Annotated in this window: 16 protein-coding genes; 2 read left to right on the top strand and 14 right to left on the bottom strand. The window is 69.9% G+C overall.

Going from position 1 to position 19,549, the window contains the following annotated elements:
* Nucleotides 1-25: 25 nt before the first annotated feature.
* The gene (locus QF027_RS31570) at nucleotides 26-766 is read right to left on the bottom strand and encodes an ABC transporter permease (protein ID WP_307078517.1); all 741 of its coding nucleotides are present in this window, start codon (nucleotides 764-766) and stop codon (nucleotides 26-28) included.
* On the bottom strand, nucleotides 763-1,698 hold the full coding sequence (locus tag QF027_RS31565) for an ABC transporter ATP-binding protein (protein WP_307078515.1): 936 nt from the start codon (nucleotides 1,696-1,698) through the stop codon (nucleotides 763-765). Before QF027_RS31565 ends, QF027_RS31570 begins: the two co-directional genes overlap by 4 nt.
* A gap of 206 nt (nucleotides 1,699-1,904) precedes the next feature.
* On the opposite strand from QF027_RS31565, the gene QF027_RS31560 reads away from it, so the two are divergent.
* Nucleotides 1,905-2,234: a hypothetical protein gene (locus tag QF027_RS31560; RefSeq protein ID WP_306976760.1), complete on the top strand. Its 330-nt coding sequence runs from the start codon at nucleotides 1,905-1,907 to the stop codon at nucleotides 2,232-2,234.
* A 50-nt stretch (nucleotides 2,235-2,284) separates the two neighbouring features.
* Here the strand turns inward: QF027_RS31560 and QF027_RS31555 are convergent, their stop codons facing one another.
* The 4 genes from QF027_RS31555 to QF027_RS31540 form a co-directional block, all read right to left on the bottom strand.
* Nucleotides 2,285-5,083, bottom strand: coding sequence for a hypothetical protein (locus QF027_RS31555; RefSeq protein WP_373432441.1), 2,799 nt, complete (start codon nucleotides 5,081-5,083; stop codon nucleotides 2,285-2,287).
* A 160-nt stretch (nucleotides 5,084-5,243) separates the two neighbouring features.
* Entirely contained in the window at nucleotides 5,244-5,654 is a 411-nt protein-coding gene (locus tag QF027_RS31550) for a DUF6113 family protein (RefSeq protein WP_306976762.1), read from the bottom strand.
* Nucleotides 5,651-6,508 carry an N-acetyl-1-D-myo-inositol-2-amino-2-deoxy-alpha-D-glucopyranoside deacetylase gene (gene mshB / locus QF027_RS31545; protein ID WP_307078513.1) on the bottom strand — a complete coding sequence of 286 codons (858 nt, stop codon included), beginning with the start codon at nucleotides 6,506-6,508 and terminating at the stop codon, nucleotides 5,651-5,653. Before mshB ends, QF027_RS31550 begins: the two co-directional genes overlap by 4 nt.
* A 45-nt stretch (nucleotides 6,509-6,553) precedes the next feature.
* Nucleotides 6,554-6,748 (bottom strand): hypothetical protein, encoded by a 195-nt coding sequence (locus QF027_RS31540; protein ID WP_306976766.1) that lies wholly within the window; start codon nucleotides 6,746-6,748, stop codon nucleotides 6,554-6,556.
* A gap of 188 nt (nucleotides 6,749-6,936) precedes the next feature.
* Between QF027_RS31540 and QF027_RS31535 the strand changes: the two genes are divergently transcribed.
* On the top strand, nucleotides 6,937-9,060 hold the full coding sequence (locus QF027_RS31535; protein WP_307078511.1) for a S9 family peptidase: 2,124 nt from the start codon (nucleotides 6,937-6,939) through the stop codon (nucleotides 9,058-9,060).
* A gap of 119 nt (nucleotides 9,061-9,179) precedes the next feature.
* Here QF027_RS31535 and QF027_RS31530 read toward each other — a convergent pair whose 3' ends face one another.
* The 8 genes from QF027_RS31530 to QF027_RS31495 all read right to left on the bottom strand — a co-directional run bounded on the left by QF027_RS31530 (nucleotide 9,180) and on the right by QF027_RS31495 (nucleotide 19,452).
* A complete protein-coding gene (locus QF027_RS31530) occupies nucleotides 9,180-10,217 on the bottom strand; it encodes an ABC transporter ATP-binding protein (protein WP_306976770.1) in 1,038 nt (345 codons plus the stop codon).
* Entirely contained in the window at nucleotides 10,210-11,184 is a 975-nt protein-coding gene (locus tag QF027_RS31525; RefSeq protein ID WP_307078509.1) for an ABC transporter ATP-binding protein, read from the bottom strand. Before QF027_RS31525 ends, QF027_RS31530 begins: the two co-directional genes overlap by 8 nt.
* Before the next feature lie 336 nt (nucleotides 11,185-11,520).
* On the bottom strand, nucleotides 11,521-12,489 hold the full coding sequence (locus tag QF027_RS31520; protein ID WP_307078507.1) for an ABC transporter permease: 969 nt from the start codon (nucleotides 12,487-12,489) through the stop codon (nucleotides 11,521-11,523).
* Nucleotides 12,482-13,405, bottom strand: coding sequence for an ABC transporter permease (locus QF027_RS31515; protein WP_280862732.1), 924 nt, complete (start codon nucleotides 13,403-13,405; stop codon nucleotides 12,482-12,484). The genes QF027_RS31520 and QF027_RS31515 overlap by 8 nt, the downstream gene beginning before the upstream one ends.
* 7 nt (nucleotides 13,406-13,412) lie before the next feature.
* Nucleotides 13,413-15,053 (bottom strand): peptide ABC transporter substrate-binding protein, encoded by a 1,641-nt coding sequence (locus QF027_RS31510; RefSeq protein WP_307078505.1) that lies wholly within the window; start codon nucleotides 15,051-15,053, stop codon nucleotides 13,413-13,415.
* Between the two features lie 1,179 nt (nucleotides 15,054-16,232).
* A complete protein-coding gene (locus tag QF027_RS31505; RefSeq protein WP_307078502.1) occupies nucleotides 16,233-17,384 on the bottom strand; it encodes an ABC transporter ATP-binding protein in 1,152 nt (383 codons plus the stop codon).
* Nucleotides 17,385-17,397: 13 nt separating this feature from the next.
* On the bottom strand, nucleotides 17,398-18,459 hold the full coding sequence (locus QF027_RS31500; RefSeq protein ID WP_280862735.1) for an ABC transporter ATP-binding protein: 1,062 nt from the start codon (nucleotides 18,457-18,459) through the stop codon (nucleotides 17,398-17,400).
* Between the two features lie 15 nt (nucleotides 18,460-18,474).
* Entirely contained in the window at nucleotides 18,475-19,452 is a 978-nt protein-coding gene (locus QF027_RS31495) for an ABC transporter permease (RefSeq protein WP_307078499.1), read from the bottom strand.
* Nucleotides 19,453-19,549: the final 97 nt, after the last annotated feature.

The raw sequence follows: 19,549 nt of genomic DNA, 5'->3' as shown, positions 1-19,549 counted from the left end.
ATCGCGCGGCCTTCCTTCATGGCGCTCACGCCTTCAGGGTGTCCTTCCGGTACAGCCAGGCCGCGCCGCCCGCGAACAGGGCGAAGGACACGGCGAGGACGGCGATGTCCTGTACGTGCGGGGCGCGGCTCTGTTCGATGGCCTGCCCGAGGGCAGCGTACGCGTGGGTGGGCAGCCACTCGGCGATGTCCTGGAGCCACTGCGGGAAGGTCGTCGTCGGCATCCACAGACCGCCCAGCATCGACAGCCCGAAGTAGGTGATCATCGTGATCGGGCGGACCGCGTCGCCGGTGGCGAGGTATCCGATGGCCACGCCGAGCGCGGCGAAGACGAGGCTTCCGGCCCAGATCGCACCGGTGAGTGCGAGCCACTGCCAGGCGTCCAGGCGTACGTCCTTCACGGTCGCGGCGACGACGAACACGACCACGATCGAGGGCAGGCTCACCACGGCCGCACTCGCCGTCTTCGCGAACACGTAGCCGCGTCCCGGCAGCGGGGTCAGCCTCAACTGCCGTACCCAGCCGCCCTCGCGCTCCTTGGCGATGCGCTCGCTGTTGCCCATCAGGACGGCGGTCAGGGCACCGAAGGAGGCCATCGAGACCATCATGTAGGTCGGCAGGGTCAGGCCCGTGCCGTCGACCTTCGACGTGCTGTCGGCGTTGCCCGCGATGATCAGGAACAGCAACGACGGGTACATCACCGAGAAGAACAGGAACTTGCGGTTGCGCAGGGCGCGGGTGAGTTCCAGCTTGATGAGGCTGTTCACTTCGACTTCGCCTCCTCGGCGGCGGTGATCGCGACGAAGGCCTGCTCCAGGCCGAGCCCGGCGACTTCGAGATTGCGGGGGTAGACGCCGAGGCCGTAGAGGGCGTGGACGGTCGCGTCGGCGTCGGTGGACTGGATGCGGATCGTCTGGCCGCTGCCCGCGGCGGAGCCGCTTTTCGACACAGTGACGGAGGTGAGGAACGGCAGACCGCGCAGGGGCGCCTCGTCGATCCTGCCCTCCAGGTCGAAGGCGATCCTGCGGGCGCCCGCCTTCGCCTTTATCTCGGCGGCCGTGCCGTCGGCGAGGAGCCGGCCGCGGTGCAGGACGAGAACGCGGTCGGCGATGGCGTCGGCCTCTTCGAGGTAGTGGGTGGCGAAGAGGACCGTACGGCCCTGGTCGGCCTGTTCGCGCATGGTGGCCCAGAAGGCCTGGCGGGTGGTGACGTCCATGCCGGTCGTGGGTTCGTCGAGGACGATCAGGTCGCTGTCGCCCGCGGTCGCGAGGGCGAAGCGGACGCGCTGGGCCTGGCCGCCGGAGAGCTTGTTGACCTTGCGGTCGGCGATCCGGGCGATGCCGGCGCGGGCGAGGACGTCGTTCGCCTGGTACGGCTTGGGATGCAGGTCGCAGGCGAGCCGTACCAGCTCGGCGACCGTGACCTCGTCCATCAGCCCGCCGCTCTGCAGCATCGCGCCCACGCGTCCGGCGACGATCGCCTCACGCGGGGTGGTGCCGAAGAGCCGGACGCTGCCGCTGTCGGGCTGCTTGAGGCCGAGCAGCAGGTCGAGGGAGGTCGACTTGCCGGCGCCGTTGGGGCCGAGCAGCGCCACGGTCTCCCCCGGCCGCAGGGTCAGGGTCAGTCCGTCCACGGCGCGTACCTCGCCGTACGCCTTGCTCACCTGGTCGAAGGCGACCACCGGGGCTGTCGTTGTCATACGGCCATGGTGGCTTCGCGGGTGCGGCCGCGGGCAGTGTCGGCCGTCCGGAGTGCCGCATGACAGATGTCATGTCGGGCGGCACCACTCCGCGCGGGTCAGCATGGTGGTCCGGAGAAAAATGGTGGCATGAGCGCGCCAAAGTGGTTACGTTGATCGCCGCTCGGTCCGACCCGCCGGGTACCACCACCACAGGGGGAACTGTGATGCGCAAATTCCTTGCCGGCGCCGCCACGACCATCGTCGCCGTCGCCGGCCTCGCCTTCGCCGCCCCGGCGCAGGCGGCATCCTCGGACGCCGAATCGGTCCAGGCGATCAACTGCCATGCGAAGGAGAGCGTACGGATCCGGCAGTCGAAGTCGACCGGCTCGACCGCCCTCGGGCTCTTCCCCAAGGGTGCGGGAGCGGAGTGCGGCGGAGCCTCGGAGGGCGGAACCTTCACCGCCTGCGGCTACACCGACGGATTCTTCTGGATCGCGATCAACTACCAGGGCATCAAGGGCTACGTGGCCCTGTACTGCATCACGCGTCCGTGACCGCGTGAGCCCGTGAAGGCCCGTCCTCCGGGACGGGCCTTCACGCGTTGTCAGCTCGGGTTGGTGTCGATGACCGCGGTGCGCTCCGCCGTCGTCTTGCCGCGCAGGGCCTTGCCCAGCGCGGAGGCCACGTCCTGCGGCAAGACGTCACGCTTCCCGCTCGCGCCATTGATCTGCACGCCGTCGAAGGTGTTGCCGTACGCCGCCTTGAGCGCCTCGAGGTTGTACGTCTCCACGAGCTTGCCGTCGACGGCCTTGAAGCCGAGGATCTTCGGCAGGGACAGGGCGCCGAAGGGGATGCTGTGCACCGCGTCGGTCTCCACGATGACGTTCTCGGACATCGCCGGCTCGGCGAACTCCTTCATCACCCGGTCGACCTCGGCGTTCGAGATCGTCGGCTGCTTGGTGGTCGTCGGGAGCGACACCGCGGGAGCCGTGCCGGTCTCCACCTGGGTGCGGTACGCGTCCTCGACCGCGGTGGTCGACCTGGCCACGTCGATGCCCTTGCCAACCTTGCCGTAGACGGCGACGGCCTTGCCGTTCTGGAACTTGATCGTGCCGTCGGTCGCCGAGCCTGCGCCGCCCGAGGCGTCCTCCAGGGCGGCCTGGAGCTTCTCCTCGTCGACCGGCATGACCGGGTCGACGACCCGGTGCTTGCCGAAGAGGGAGCCGATGACGGACACCGGGTTGTAGTCGCTCTTCGCGGCCGCGGCGACCGTGGCCTGATCGTCGAGCTGGAGCCCCGCCTGGTCCGGCTTGAGTGAGACGGTGTCGCCGCCGACCGACAGCTTCAGGGCCTTGTTCACCCGGTCGCCGAGGGCGTCGTCGAGCTTCTTGACGGCATCGTCGCGGGTGCCGCCGCCGATGTCCACACCGAGCACGGTGGTGCCCTTGGGCACGTCGGAGCGGTTCATCAGGAGGCCGGCGCCGTAGGCACCGACGCCGAGGAGGACCACGGTGCCGCCGAGCAGCGCCACCTTGCTACGGCCCTTCTTTTTCTTCTTCTTCGGCGCGGCGGCCGGAGCTTCCTGCGACGCGGTGTCGGGCCGCTTCGGGGGCGTACGGCCGTCGGCGCCCGGTCCGAAGGGGGCGTTCTGGGCGCCGGGCGGCACGACCGGGATGCCGCTGGTGACGGTGTGCCCGGAGACGTTGTCGGGGTTGCCGAAGCCGGGCGCGCCCGGTCCGGGGGCCGGCTTCTGCGGGGTGAGGATCGCGGTGTCGTCGCTCAGACCGCCACCGGGGCCGAGGCCCGCGCCGGGGACACCACCGGGAGCAGGGGCACCAGGGCCGCCCGGGCGACCGAGGGTGCCTGGGGCGCCCTGGCCGGCCTGGCCGCCGGAGATGCCTGGGGCACCGGGGCCGGCGAGCCCGCCGGGGATTCCCGGGCCGCCGGGAGCGCCTGGGGCACCGGGACCGCGTGTGCCGCCCGGACCGCGGGAAGCGCCAGGGCCGCCGGGACCGCGCGCGCCACCCGGACCGCCCGGGCCACCGGGAGCGCCCTGGCCGCCGGGTCCGCGCTGGCCGCCGGGTCCGCCCTGGCCGCCGAAGCCGTCGGAACCGTTGAAGGACTCGCCGCCGAAGGGCTCGGCCCCGGCGAAGGGGTCCGGTCCTGCGGGCGGCACGACCGGGCCGTCGCCGGTGACCGGGCCGCCGGTCGGGCCCGCGGGGCCCTGGGGTCCGCCCGGGCCGCCGGGACGCTTCGGCCCGCCGAAGCCGCCGCCGTAGTCGATCTGGCCGCCCTGGCCGCCGTAGTCGATCTGGCCGTTCTGCCCGCCGGGGCCGCCGCCGGGGCCACCCCGAGGACCGAAGCCGCTCTGCCCGTTCGGGCCGTCGTGATCGCCGGGGCCACCGAATCCGCCATGGTCGCTCGGAGCGTCCTGGCCGTTCTGGCCGCCGTACCCGCCCTGACCGTTCGGGCCGTCGTGACCGCCGGGGCCGCTCAGGGCGTCCTGGCCGCTCCGGCCGTTCTGACCGCCGAACCCAGCCGGGCCGTTCAGGTCGTCACGGCCGCCCTGGCCGCCGTACCCGCCCTGGCCGCTCTCCCCGTTCGGGCCGCCGGAGCCGTTGCCGTTCTCCGCGAAGTACGGGAGGTCGTCGCGGCGGGGTTCGGTGCCGCGCGGGCCTGCGTTCAGGGCCTCGGTGACGTCGAAGGAGCCTGTGCCGCCGCCGTGGCCGGGGGCCACCGGACCGCCGGTGGCGCCCGTGAGCCCGGCGCCGTTCGTCCCGCCGGAGCGGGAACCGCCGGGCACGCTCATGGAACCGACCACACCACCGGGCCGACCGGCCCCGTGACGCGCACCGCCGGACCCTGCCGCGCCCGGGCCACCGTGACGGGGGCCGGACGCACCGGCACCCGGGCCCGCGCCACCCGGCGCACCGGCACCAGGCACACCCGCACCCGAACCGTCCGGCAGACCCGCCCCGTTGGTGGCACCCTCGTCCGGACCGCCCTTGGCGGGGCCGGACTTGCGGGGCGCGAACCAGTCGCTCGCCTTCTCCTCGGCGGCGGGCGGCGCCGGGTCGGCGGGCAGTTCGACGGTGCCCGTGGTCGAGGAGGGACTCGGCGCCGACGCCTGGGTGTCCTGGCCTCTGTCGCCGGAGTTCTCCGTCTCACCGACGGGCTGACGCACGACGACCGGCGGAATGGGCCGCGATCCGGGGATGTTGATCCGGATCCGGGTCGTCAGCGTGGTCTCGGTCTTGCGTTCCTCCGGCTGCGCGGCCGAACGGCCCGCGTCCGGACCGCCGTCGGACACCTGGGGCGTCCCGTACGGCGGCGTGCCCGAGGGGTAGGCGGCTCCGCCGCGCCCGTTGGGCCCGGAGGACGGACTGTCAGTTTCACGACTCAAGGCAGGTTCTCCTGGTTGGCTCCACCGCCCGTTTCGACCTCAGTGCTTCGGGCGGCTCGGCGGCGCGCACCACCATACTGGCCACTTCTGGCCTGTATCCCACGACCGCTGAGGAAACCCACACGGGACTCGCACGCGCGCGATGCGAAGAAGTGGTACGTCACTTGCCAAGTCGGACGGGATCGCCGCCCGGTTGCCGCCCTGACCCAAGGGTGGCGCAGATCACAGCCACAGCCATGCCGCCGAGCAGGAAGAGATAGGAGCCGCTTCCTGCGGCGAAGACGAAGTCGCCTTCCGGACGGCTGGCGGTGAGAAAGATGACAGCGATCATCCAGCCGCCCGCGGGCGCGACGGCTCCGGCGCGGCTGTCGGCGGCGCGCGCTCCGCCGAGCAGCAGTCCGGCCTCGCCGAGCAGCGCGAGCAGCAGTCCGCCCGGGAACCAGCCGCCCTGCACCAGCGCTCCGGCGAGCCCCACGACCGCGCCGAGCGCGAAAAGGCCGAGATAGGCGGCGGCCCGTCCGGCGGAGGGGCGCTGCAGGGGCTGGGCCAGCATCGACGTACGGTCGCTCATGACGCGCCCTCTATCCCGGAGAACAGGTCGGTCTCCTTCGTCTCCCCGTGTTCCCCCCTCACCAATTGGTAGTACTCGGTGGTGAAGAGAGGTTGCGCGAGTTCGTTCGAGAGCGCGAAGTACGCCCCGCAGACGTCGATCTGGGTGGCGTGCGCGGCCATCGCGGCGCTCTTGGCGGCGGCGTACGCCGTGCCGTCGATCTCCGTGGTGATGCGCTCGTCGTCCACCACACCCGGTACGTCGTCGAGGACGGCGGCCTTGGTGAAGGGGAGGTCGGGCAGGTCGTCGTGGAGCCGGGCGAACGCCTGCTCGCCGACCGTGCGCGGTACGCGGTTCCAGTAGACCTTCCCGATCGTCCAGCCCGTCCCGGCGGCGAGCTCCACCGCGCGCATGGCGACCCGGTGGGCCTGGATGTGGTCGGGGTGGCCGTATCCGCCGTGGTCGTCGTAGGTGACGAGGACCTGGGGGCGCACCTCCAGGATCACCTCGACGAGCTGGCGGGCCGCCTCGTCGACGTCGGCCCGCCAGAAGCAGTGCGGGTTGTCGTTGTCGGCGGTGCCCATCATCCCGGAGTCCTGGTACCGGCCGCGGCCGCCGAGGAACCCGAAGTCCTCGACGCCCAGTCGCTCCATGGCCGCGGCCAGCTCGCGCTCACGCTCCTGAGCGAGGCCGGCGCCGGTCAGATGCCGCAGCTCCGGCGGGATGACCTCGCCACGCTCGCCGAGGGTGCAGGTGACCAGGGTCACCCGAGCACCCTCGGCCGCGTACCTGGCCATGGTCGCGCCGTTGTTGATCGACTCGTCGTCCGGGTGCGCGTGCACCAGGAGAAGACGCCGAGCGGGCTGTTCCGTCATGGCCCCACCCTACGAGGAGCCACCGGCGGTCCCGCTCAGCCGGTCTCAGAACTTGATACTGCCGATCATGCCCGCGATGTTCGTCGTCAGCTCACTGATCGTCGGGGCGACCGAGGAAGCGGCGAGATAGAAGCCGAGCAGGATGCACACGATCGCGTGTCCGCCCTTCAGGCCCGACTTCTTGATCAGCAGGAAGACGATGATCGCCAGCAGCACCACCGCCGAAATCGAGAGTGCCACGGCGGCTCACCTCCAAAGAACCCAGGGACGTGGGGGGTCGGACGGGAACGGAACTATGGGGGCAGATAAATCCATACAGCAGCCAGCGGATTCATACCCACTATGCGGTAGTGATCATAACTATCCGGGCCTGCGCATCCGTCGGCGCACGGCCGCACAAGGGGGCGCATGGCCAATATGGTCGGGGCATGACGACCGAGCCTGACTCCTTTCCCCGCCGGCACGCCCGTACCCAGCGCTTCACGCTCGGCGCGCCGCGCGCGTTCACCGTGGCGCCCGACGGATCGCGTGTCGTGTTCCTGCGCTCGAACTCCGGCACGGACCGGGCCAATTCACTGTGGGTGCTCGACACGGCGGACGGCGGGGAGCGCGTGGCGGCCGACCCGCGCGCCCTCCTGGGCGGCGCCGAGGAGCGACTGTCGCCCCAGGAGCGGGCGCGCCGCGAACGCAGCCGCGAGGGCGGTGCCGGTATCGTCGGCCACGCCACCGACGCAGCCGTCGAGTTGGCCTCTTTCGCCTTGTCAGGGCGGCTTTTCACGGCGGAGCTGCGAGTCGGCACAGCACGTGAACTGCCCGTGCCCGGACCGGTGATCGACCCGCGCCCGGCCCCCGACGGACGGCACATCGCGTACGTCGCCCAGGGCGCCCTGAGGGTCGTGGGCGCCGAGGGCGAGGGAGACCGGGCGCTGGCCGTCCCGGAGTCGGATCACGTCACCTACGGTCTCGCGGAGTTCATCGCGGCCGAGGAGATGGGCCGGTCACGGGGTTTCTGGTGGTCGCCGCAGTCGGACCGGCTGCTGGTCGCGCGCGTGGACGACACGCCGGTGCGGCGCTGGTGGATCTCCGACCCGGCCCACCCGGAGCGTGAGCCACACCACGTCCCGTACCCGGCCGCGGGCACCTCCAACGCGGATGTACGGCTGTTCGTGGTGGCCCTGGACGGGGCCCGCACGGAGGTCTCCTGGGACCGGGCCCGCTATCCGTATCTGGCCCATGTGCACTGGTCAGCGGCGGGTGCCCCGCTGCTGCTCGTACAGGCGCGCGACCAGCGCAGTCAGCTGTATCTCGCGGTGGATCCGGAGTCCGGAGCGACCCGGATGGTGCACGCGGACGAAGATCCAATTTGGCTGGATCTTTTCCCTGGGGTGCCCTGCTGGAGCCCTTCGGGACAGCTCGTGCGGATCGCCGACGAGGGTGGCGCGCGGGTACTGGCGGTAGGAGAACGCCCGCTGACCGGACCGCAGTTGCACGTCCGCGCGGTGCTGGACGTGACCGAGGATGACGTGCTGGTCTCGGCGTCGGCCGGTGCGGAGGCTGAGTCACCGGAGACCGGCGAGGTGCACGTCTACCGGGTGAACGAGCTCGGGGTGGAGCGCGTCTCGCAGGAGCCCGGCGTGCACTCGGCGGTGCGCGCCGGGGGCGTGACCGTGCTGGTGTCGGCGGCCCTCGACCGGCCGGGCGCCCGCGTGCGGGTACTGCGCGACGGCAAGGAGACGGCGACTGTCACGTCGTACGCAGAAGATCCCGGTTTGACCCCGCGCGTGACCCTCATCGAGGGGGGCGCACGAAAGATCCCGTGCGCCGTGCTTATGCCGCAGGACTACGCCGGTGACAGCCCTCTTCCGGTTTTGCTGGACCCGTACGGGGGTCCGCACGGACAGCGGGTGGTCGCCGCGCACAATCCGCACCTGACCTCGCAGTGGTTCGCCGACCAGGGCTTCGCGGTGGTCGTGGCCGACGGCCGGGGCACCCCGGGCCGCTCCCCCGCCTGGGAGAAGGCGGTCCGGGACGACCTCGCGGCGGTCGTCCTCCAGGACCAGGTGGACGCGCTCCAGTCGCTGGCCGAGGACTTCCCTCTCGATCTCTCCCGGGTCGGGATCCGCGGCTGGTCCTTCGGCGGCTATCTGGCAGCCCTCGCGGTGCTGCGCCGGCCCGACGTCTTCCACGCGGCGGTGGTCGGCGCCCCGGTCAGCGATCTGCGCCTGTACGACACCCACTACCAGGAGCGCTACCTCGGCCACCCGGACGAGCAGCCGGCGGTGTACCGCCGCAACTCGCTGGTCCACGACGAGGGCCTGGTCGACGCGGCCGAGCCGCACCGCCCGATGATGATCATCCACGGCCTCGCGGACGACAACGTGGTGGTCGCCCACTCCCTGCGCCTGTCCTCGGCCCTGCTGGCCGCCGGCCGCCCGCACGAGGTGCTGCCGCTGTCCGGTGTGACCCACATGACCCCGCAGGAGACGGTCGCGGAGAACCTGCTGCGGCTTCAGCTGGACTTCCTGAAGCGGTCGTTGGGGATGGCGCAGTAACAGCAGCGGGCCGGGACGACATGGCGCGTCCCGGCCCGCTTACGGCACCCGCACGGCCGTACGTCGTAGAGACTGACGCGTCCGTATATCGGAACCGGGTCAGCCAAGTTGCCTCCGTGTTACTCCGGCTCCTCGGTCGGTACGACCTGCTTCTCCTCCGCGAAGTGGCACGCCGAGTCGTGTGCGGCGGGCCCGCCCGCGAACCGGAACTCCGCGGGCACCGCCAGCGCCGGGACCTCCAGCGCGCAGCGCTCCTGGGCCTTCCAGCAACGGGTGCGGAAGCGGCACCCGGACGGGATGTTCGTCGGGGACGGGACGTCACCTGTGAGGATGATCCGCTCCCGGTGCTCGCGGGCCTCCGGGTCGGGCACCGGCACGGCGGACAGCAGCGCCTGGGTGTAGGGGTGCGTCGGATGGTCGTAGATCTCGGCGTCCCGGCCGATCTCGACGATCCGCCCGAGGTACATCACCCCGACCCGGTCCGAGATGTGCCGGACGATGGACAGGTCGTGCGCGATGAAGAGGTACGACAGCTCGAACTCGCTCTGGAGCCGGTCGAGGAGGTTGATCACCTGGGCCTGGACGGAGACGTCGAGGGCGGAGACCGGTTCGTCGGCGACGATGATCTCCGGGCGCAGGGCCAGTCCGCGCGCGATGCCGATGCGCTGGCGCTGACCGCCGGAGAACTGGTGCGGATAGCGGTTGATGTACTCGGGGTTGAGGCCCACGACGTCCAGCAGGTCCTGGACCTTCCTGCGCCGGTCTCCCTTGGGCGCCACCTCGGGGTGGATGTCGTACGGCTCCCCGATGATGTCGCCGACCGTCATCCGGGGGTTGAGCGAGGTGTACGGGTCCTGGAAGACCATCTGGATGTTGCGGCGGACCGTCCTGAGCGCCTTGCCGGAGAGCTTGGTGATGTCCTCGCCCTTGTACTTGATCGCCCCTGCGGTCGGCCGCTCGAGATGGACGAGCATCTTCGCAACGGTCGACTTGCCGCAGCCGGACTCCCCGACGATGCCGAGGGTCTCTCCCTTGGCGAGGGCGAAGTCCACTCCGTCGACGGCCTTGACGGCACCGATGTGTTTCTTGAACAGAATGCCCCGCGTCAAGGGATAGTGCTTGACCAGTCCACCCACTTCCAGGATCGGCTCAACCATTGAGGCACTCCGTCCAGAAGTGACAGGCACTCGTCCGCCTGTCGTCCACGTCGTACAGAGGCGGTACGTCCGTGCGGCAGACGTCCCTGGCCATCGGGCACCGGGGGTTGAACGCGCAACCCGGCGGGATGTGCATCAGGTTGGGCGGCAATCCCTTGATGGCGTACAGCTCCTGCCCCTTCTGATCGAGCCGGGGGATGGAGTCGAGGAGTCCACGTGTGTAGGGGTGGGCGGGCGCCTTGTAGATGTCGTGGACGGGGGCCTGCTCGACGATCCGCCCCGCGTACATGACGGCGATCCGGTCGGCCACGTCCGCGACGACACCGAGGTCGTGGGTGATGAGGATGAGCCCCATGTTGTACTCGCGCTGGAGCTCGGCGAGCAGGTCCATCACCTGGGCCTGGACGGTGACGTCGAGGGCGGTCGTCGGTTCGTCGGCGATGATCAGCGCGGGTTCCAGGGCGAGCGCCATCGCGATCATGATGCGCTGGCGCATGCCGCCGGAGAACTGGTGCGGATAGTCCCTCACACGCTCCTTGGCGGCCGGGATGCGCACCCGGTCCATCAGCTCGACGGCCCTGGCCCGAGCGTCCTTCTTCGACATCCCGCGGTGCACGACGAACATCTCGCCGAGCTGGTCTCCCACGCTCAGTACGGGATTCAGCGACGACAGCGCGTCCTGGAAGATCATCGCCATCCGGGCACCACGGACGTTGCGCCGCTCGTCCTCCTTCAGCTTCAGCAGATCCTGCCCCTGGAAGACGATCTCGCCGCCGGTGATCTTCCCCGGAGGAACGTCGAGGATCCCCATGATCGCCTGTGCGGTCACCGACTTCCCGGACCCCGACTCCCCGAGCACGGCGAGGGTCTCGCCCTCGTCCACCCCGTAGTCGACCCCGTTGACCGCCTTGGCGACCCCGTCCCTGGTCCTGAACTCCACATGCAGGTCACGCACTTCGAGCAGCACGGCGACTCACCTCGGCTTCGGATCGGGGCGTCGCGGTGGCGCCGCGCAGGAAATGACGGGGGCGGAAGGGGCGTGGCACGGTGGACGACGACGTCCTCCGGCGGCCGCACCGCCCCGCCCCGCGACCGAAGCAGCGCGACAGAAGCACCGCGACCGACCGGGTACCGGTCTTCCCGCGCGGTGCGGTCGCAGGGGGCCGCTGCCACTCGCCTGGGCTCCGGGGGGCGCGCCGGGTGCGGCGCCACCGGGCAGGACGACAGGGTGCGGGCGGAAGGAATGCGGGGTCCGCCGCGCCGTACTGCCGTTGCTCTCACGCGCGCTCAGCACCACGTCCGCTCACCTCAGCTTCGGGTCGAGGGCGTCGCGGACCGCGTCGCCGAGCATGATGAAGGCGAGGACCGTGACCGCGAGGGCTCCGGCCGGCCAGAGGAGCATGTGGGGGGCGTTGCGGATGTAGGCGGAGGCCGCGGAGATGTCGATGCCCCAGCTGACCGTGGGGGGTTTGAGGCCCACGCCGAGGTACGACAGGGTCGCCTCCAGGGCGATGTAGGTGCCGAGCGCGATGGTCGCGACCACGATCACCGGGGCGACCGCGTTCGGGGCGATGTGGCGCAGCAGCAGGCGGGAGTTGGAGGCGCCGAGAGCCCTGGCCGCCTGTACGTAGTCGTTCTGTCTGGCGGTGATGACCGAGCCGCGCGCGATGCGGGAGATCTGCGGCCAGCCCAGCAGCACCATGAACCCGATGACGGGCCACACCGTGCTGCTCGTGACGACCGACAGGAGCACCAGGCCGCCGAGGACCACCGGGATCGCGAAGAAGATGTCGGTGGTGCGGGACAGGATCGAGTCCGAGAAGCCTCCGAAGAACCCGGCGAGGCCGCCGAGGACCGACCCGAGGATCGCGACGCCCAGCGTGGCGCAGACGCCCACGGTCACCGACGTACGGGCGCCGTACACCGTGCGCGTGTAGACGTCGCAGCCCTGGCCGTCGTAGCCGAAGGGGTGGCCCGGCTGGGAGCCCTCCTGGGCCTTGGAGAGGTCGCACTTGAGGGGGTTGCCCGAGGTGATCAGCGAGGGCCACAGGGAGATGACGACCAGGAAGAGGATCACCAGGGCGGAGATGATGAAGACGGGGTTGCGGCGCAGGTCGCGCCAGGCGTCGGACCACAGGGAGCGGGGTCTGTCCTGAGGGCCCGTGTCGTCGGGGCCCTTCTCCAGGGTGGTCGCCTCACTCACCGCGAGATCCATCGCACCGCCCGCTCCGGTTCCGGCGATCGCGCCCTCTGGTTCCTGGGATTCAGGCATAGCGGATCCTGGGGTCGAGGACGGCGTACAGGAGGTCGACGAGCAGGTTGGCGACCAGGAAGACCAGGACGAGGACGGTGACGAAGCCGACCACGGTCTGGGTGTTCTGGCGCAGGATGCCCTGATAGAGCTGGTAGCCGACGCCGTGGATGTTGAAGATGCGCTCGGTGACGATCGCACCGCCCATCAGGGCGCCGATGTCGGTGCCGATGAAAGTGACCACGGGGATGAGCGAGTTGCGGAGCAGATGCCTCACGATGACTCGCTGTCTCGGCAGCCCCTTGGCCACCGCCGTACGGACGTAGTCCGAGCGCCGGTTCTCCGCGATCGACGTGCGGGTCAGCCGGGTCACGTACGCCAGTGACACGGACGCGAGGACCAGGCCCGGCACGAGCAGCTCGCCGAAGGTGGCGTCCGTGGACACCGAGGGTTTGATCCAGCCCCACTCGACGCCGAGGAGGAGCTGGAGCAGCAGACCGGTGACGAAGGTGGGGATGGAGATCACGACGAGGGTGAGGAGGAGGACCGAGGTGTCGACGGGCCGGCCGCGCTTGAGCCCGGTGATCACGCCCAGGGTGATGCCGATGACGATCTCGATGAGGATCGCGACGATCGTCAGCCGGATGGTCACGGGGAACGCCGTCGCCATCAGCTCGGTGACCTTCTGGCCGTTGAACGCGGTGCCGAAGTCGCCGGTGAAGACGTTCCCCATGTAGGTCAGGTACTGCTGCCAGACCGGCTTGTCGAGGCCGAACTCCTTCTTGAGCTGGGCGGCCGTCGCCGCGTCGCACTGCTTGTCGCCGCACAGGCCGGCGATGGGGTCGCCCATCACGTTCACCATGAGGAAGATCAGCAGGGTCGACCCGATGAACACCGGGATCATCTGGAGCAGGCGCCGGACGACGTACCGTCCCATGGCGGGGTCAGCCGACCTTGATCTCGTTGTAGACGGGGACGCTGAACGGGTTGAGCTTCACGTTCGAGAGCCGCTCCGAGTAGCCGGCGCTGCCGTTCTGGTACCAGAGCGGGATGGCGGCCATGTTGTCCCGTACGACCTTCTCGGCCTCCTGGAACTTCTCCACCGCCTTGGTGGTGTCGGTCTCGGCGTTGGCCTCGTTGACGAGCTTGTCGAAGTCCTTGTTGGACCACTTGCCGTCGTTGGAGGAGGCGTTGGTGTAGTAGAGCGGCTGGAGGAAGTTCTGGATGAGCGGGTAGTCCATCTGCCAGCCCGCCCGGAAGGGGCCGCTCATCTTCTTCGCGGTGATCTGGCTGCGGAAGTCGGCGAAGGTGCCGACGGGGTTGCCGACGCAGGCCTTGTCGTTGTCGAGCGCGTTGTTGATGGAGTTGCAGACGGCGTCGACCCACTGCTTGTGGGAGCCGGTGTCCGCGTTGTACGTGATCTTGATCTGACCGCCGGGGAGTCCGCCGCCGTCCTGGATGAGCTTCTTGGCGGCGTCGGGGTCGTAGTCGCAGGCGTCTCCGCACAGTCCGTCCTGGAAGCCGCCCTCCTTGCCGAGAACCGGGGAGGTCCAGTCGGTGGCGGGGGTGCGGGTCTTCTGGAAGATCGTCTCGGTGATCTGGTCGCGGTCGATCGCCCGGGAGAGGCCGGTGCGGACCTTCTCCGTCCCGGCCGTGTTCCACCTCTTGTCGTAGTACGGGAAGGCGAGGGTCTGGATGATGCCGGCCGGGGTGTTGATGTAGCGGCCGCCGAGGTCGTTCTTGACGTTCTTGAGCTGGGCGGCCGGGACGTCGTCCACCAGGTCGAGGTTGCCGGCCAGGAGGTCGGTGTAGGCGGTGTTGTTGTCGGTGTAGACCTTGAGCGTGACTCCGCCGTTCTGAGCCTTGTCCGGGCCTGGGTAGCCGTCCCACTTCTTCAGGGCCATCTGTGAGCCCTTGGTGTACGAGTCGATGGTGTACGGCCCGTTCCCGACGGGCTTCTGCAGCCAGGCCGCGTGGTCGGTGAAGAACGCCTGCGGGAGCGGGGCGTACGCGGGGTAGCCGAGGGTGTCGGGGAAGGTCGAGAACTTCTGGTTGAGCTTGACGGTGAAGGTCCGCTCGCCGGTGACCTTCAGTCCGGAGAGGGTGTCGGCGCTCTGCTTGCTGCCGTCCTCCGGGTGCGTCTTGTCGTAACCGTCGATGTAGCCGAAGAAGTAGGCGTTCTTCTGGTTGTTCTTGAGGGAGGCCCCGTAGTTCCAGGCGTCCACGAACGACTTGGCGGTGACCTTCTCGCCGTTGCTGAAGGTCCAGCCGTCCTTGACCGTGATCGTGAAGTTCTGCGAGTCGCTCGTGTCGATCTTCTGGACGAGCATGTCCTCGGCCTTGCCGGTTTCCGGGTTGTACTTCTTCAGGCTCCGGAAGATCATGTCGTGGACCTTGCCGCCCTGCACCTCGTTGGTGTTAGCCGGCTCCAACGGGTTCTGCGGGTCGCCCCAGGAGGAGCTCAGCACCGCGCCGCCGTCACTGCTGCCGCCGCTGTCGCTGCTGCTGTCCCCACCGCAGGCCGCCGCCGCGAGGGCTACCGCCGCCGCGCATGCGGCCCATTTGGCGTGCGTGGCTCCACGCATGGAGTGCCTCCTCAAGACTGATCCGTTACCGGCCAATATCGAACCGAGAGGGACTTTCCGCACGCCTGGGTAGGCCTTTGGGGGTGGGTGCCGACAACTCAGGGGGCCGGGACGTCATGGGCACCAGGCCAAGGTTCCGGTGGGTCGGGGTGCCGGCGGGTCAAGGGGTTGGTGCTGCTCCACCAGGGAGTGCGTGCAAGGCCGCATGAGCTCGATCGTGTGATCGTCCGCTTACGGGCTTGCGGCGCCCTGGGCTGTTTGGGCCAGCGTGGTCATGCGGCCTGGGACACCGGGTACGGCGTCTGGGGGCACCCCCTTTGGGGGAGTGCGGGGCCCCTGCTCCACCAGAGGATGGTTCAGGGCCTCCCCGTCGCCTCTGGCCGTACCGACCTGACAGGTCGCACAGGGCGGCGTCCAACAGCGGCCTCCGGCCGCGGGGGCCTCCCGGGCCCGGACCGCGCACAGGATGCGTGTCGCCGCCCCGGGGTCGAGTACGCCGGGGACCAGCTCGCCCAAGACCGTTCGGGGCGCGCGGCTGAACGGGCTCACTCCCGCTCAGTCCACAGGAACGGTGGGGGCACTGGCGCACAAGGGGCCGCCGAGCCACAGTGCCGACAGACCACGCTGCCGACGGGGCGGGGACGGAGGGGAATGGGTCGGAGGGCAAGGGATCGGGCGTCGGCGGGCCAGGTGACGCCGAGCCGCGGCGCCCGCGGACCACGCTGCCGACGGGGCGGGAGGCCGCCAGGCCACGGTGCCGGTCAGTCAGGGGCCCACAGGCCGGGACGCCACAGGGCCGGGGCACAGCGGGCCAGGTGACGCCGAGCCACGGTCCTCGTAGGCCAAGCCGCCCGTAGATCCGGGGCCGCCAGGCCACGGTGCCGGTGAGCCAGCGGCCGCCAGGCCAAGGTATCGGTGAGTCAGGGGTCGCCATGTCAGGCCGCCACCAGGTCCAGGCGTCGCCAGACTCAGCTGCCCGTAGGACAGGGGGCCGCCACGCCACGGTACCGACAGGCCCCGCCGCCGGCTGCTCGAGGCGCTGACAGGCCCAGTGGAATCCCCTCCGCCCGGTCACCTTCACCGGCATCGGCTCGGCCTGTCGGCAAGCCAGGAGGGAAACGGCGGCCGGGGGCGGAGGCGCGCCGCCTCCGCCCCCGGCCGGGGGTTGTGCAGGGCGCGTCAGTCCTTGGCCGGCGCCTCGTCGGTCGCGGACGGCTCCGCCGAGTCCGTCACGTCCTCCAGCGCCTTCAGCGCCGGGTCCATGATCACGTCCTCGTCACGGGCCGTGGTCGGGTCCTCCGGGAAGTGACAGGCCGTGAGGTGGCCGGCCAGGTTGCCGGAGATCTGGACCAGCGGAGGCTCGTCCGTGGCGCACTTGTCCTGCGCCTTCCAGCACCGGGTGCGGAAGCGGCAGCCGGACGGCGGCAGGATCGGCGAGGGGACGTCGCCGGACAGGCGGATCCGCTCGCGGCTCGCACCCGTGCCGTCGATGTCGACCTCCGGCACCGCGGAGAGCAGGGCGTGCGTGTACGGGTGCCGGGGGCGGTTGTAGATCGACTCGCGGTCGCCGACCTCGACGATCTTGCCGAGGTACATGACCGCGACGCGCTGCGAGAAGTGCCGTACGACGGCCAGGTCGTGGGCGATGAACAGGAAGGCGATGCCCAGCTCGTCCTGGACCTTCTTGAGCAGGTTGACGACCTGCGCCTGGATCGACACGTCCAGCGCGGAGACCGGCTCGTCCGCCACGATCAGCTTGGGCTGGAGGGCCAGCGCGCGGGCCACGCCGATGCGCTGACGCTGACCACCGGAGAACTCGTGCGGGAAGCGGTTGTAGTGCTCGGGGTTGAGGCCGACCAGCTCCAGGAGTTCCCGGACCCGCGTCTCCCGGCCGCCCTCCGGCTCGATCCCGTTGACCTCCATCGGCGACTTGATGATCGAGCCGACGGTCTGCCGCGGGTTCAGCGAGGAGTACGGGTCCTGGAAGATCATCTGGATCTCGGACCGCACCGGCGCCAGCTGACGGCGCGAGGCGTGCGTGATGTCCTGACCGGAGTACGTGATCTTGCCGGCCGTCGGCTCCAGGAGCCGCGTGATCAGCCGGCCCGTCGTCGACTTGCCGCAGCCGGACTCGCCGACCAGGCCGACGCTCTCGCCGACGCCGACCGTCAGGTCGACCCCGTCGACGGCCTGAACGGCGCCGACCTTGCGTTTGATCGGGAAGCCGCCGTAGATCGGGAAGTGCTTGGTCAGGCCCTCGACCTTGAGGAGTTCCTCGGTCGAGGTGCCGGTGGAACCCTGCTGGGCGGGGAGGGTGAGGTTGTCGCTCATGTCTCGGATCTCCCTAGCGCAGCCGGGGCTGGATCTTGTCGATGAAAATGGTCTGCTTCTGCTCGGCCGTCAGGTGGCACGCGGACGCGCGCCCCTCGCCCAGCGGCGGACGTGAGTCGGTGCACAGGGTGCCCGGCACCTCGTCCTTGAAGGCGCACCGCGGGTGGAACGGGCAGCCGGAGGGCGGGTTGAGCAGCGAGGGCGGCGAGCCGGGGATCGGCTCCAGCGCCTCGTTGATGTCGCCGTCCAGGCGGGGCATCGAGCTCAGCAGGCCCCAGGTGTAGGGGTGCTTGGGCGCGCCCAGGACCTCCCGGACGGAGCCGCGCTCCACGGCCCGGCCCGCGTACATCACCAGCAGGTCGTCGGCCATGTTCGAGATGACGCCGAGGTCGTGCGTGATGAAGATGATCGCGGAGCCGAACTCCTGCTGGAGGTCCTTGAGCAGGTCCAGGATCTGGGCCTGCACGGTGACGTCCAGCGCGGTGGTCGGCTCGTCGGCGATCAGCAGGTCGGGGTCGCACATCAGCGCCATGGCGATCATCGCGCGCTGGCGCATACCGCCGGAGAACTGGTGCGGGTAGTCGTCGTAGCGCTGCTTGGGCTGCGGGATGCCGACCTTCTCCAGCATCTGGACGGCACGGTCCCTGGCCTCCTTCTTGGAGGCGCCCCGGTGCTTCATGAACGGCTCGGCCAGCTGCCGGCCCACCGTGTAGAACGGCGACAGGGCGGTCAGCGGGTCCTGGAAGATCATCGCCATCTTGTTGCCGCGGAGCTGCTCCAGCTCCCGCTCGGTGGCGGTGACGAGTTCCTTGCCGTCGAGGACGATCTCGCCGTCGACGGAGCTGGAACGCGGGTTGTGCAGGCCCAGGATCGTCAGGTTGGTGACGGACTTGCCGGAGCCGGACTCACCGACGATGCCCAGGGTCTTGCCGCGCTCGACGTCGAAGGACAGGCCGTCGACCGCCTTGACGATGCCGTCCTCGGTGGAGAACTGCACCTTCAGATCACGCACCGAGAGGAAGCTCTCCGGACCGGTCGGGGCCGGCGCGTCCTCGGTCTTGGTCAGTGTGGTCACGGTGGTTCGTTCTTCCTAGGAGAGCCGGACGCGCGGGTCGATGTAGGCGTACGCGATGTCGGTGAGGATGTTGACGATCAGGATGAAGAAGGCACCGAACAGCATGACGCCCATGGTGAGCGGCAGGTCCTTGTGGACCGCGCCGTCCACGGCGAGACGGCCGATCCCCTGGAGCGAGAAGGTCAGCTCGGTGACCACGGCGCCGCCGAGCATCGCGCTGATGTCGATGCCGAGGACGGTGACGATCGGGATCATCGAACCGCGCCAGGCATAGCGGAAGAACACGTACTTCTGCGACATGCCCTTGGCGCGGGCTGTGCGGACGTGCTCCTCCGCGAGCTGCTCGATCATCGAGGAGCGGGCCATACGCGTGTACTGCGCGGTGAAGATGGTGGCCATCACCAGCACGGGCAGCAGCATGCCGGTGAACCAGGTCCACGGGTCCTGGGTGATCGGGTGGTACTGCGGGTTGTCCATCCAGCCGGTGCTGTAGACGAAGATCAGCAGGACGATCGGTCCGAGCACGTAGATCTGGAACGAACTGAGCACCATCGACACACCGGTGGCGACCTTGTCGACCAGGGTGCCGCGCCGGTAGGCGGCGATCATGCCGGCGCCGACACCGACGATGACGAAGACGACCGCACCGCCCGCGGTGAGCGTGAGGGTCGTCGGGAAGCGGTCCATGATGGTCGACCAGACCATGTCGCCCGAGTAGAACGACTGGCCCAGGCAGGGCGCGCTGCAATGCCCGGTCGGATAGTCACGGCCCATCACGATGCCGGACATGAAGTCCCAGAACTGCTGGTGGATCGGCAGGTTGAGGCCGAGCGCCTGGCGGATGTCCTCCAGTCTCGCGGGCGAGCAGTCCTTGCCACAGGCCAGGGAGGCGTAGTCGGAGGGCGCGGCGACGAACAGGAAGAACGTGGCGGCGCCGATGAGGAACAGGGTGACCAGGGCACCGACCGTGCGCCGGATGATGAACTGAAACATGGCGGGAGGGCTGCTCTCTGCGGAGACGGTGGGAGGTTTCACGGAGGTGCGGGGGTGCGCTCCGCCTGGTGCGCACCCCCGCGATCAGCCGTAGAGA

Source organism: Streptomyces canus, from assembly GCF_030816965.1.
Classification (GTDB): Bacteria; Actinomycetota; Actinomycetes; order Streptomycetales; family Streptomycetaceae; genus Streptomyces; species Streptomyces canus_E.
Note: the sequence above shows the minus strand (reverse complement) of the source record. Positions and strands in the feature narration are given on the sequence as shown.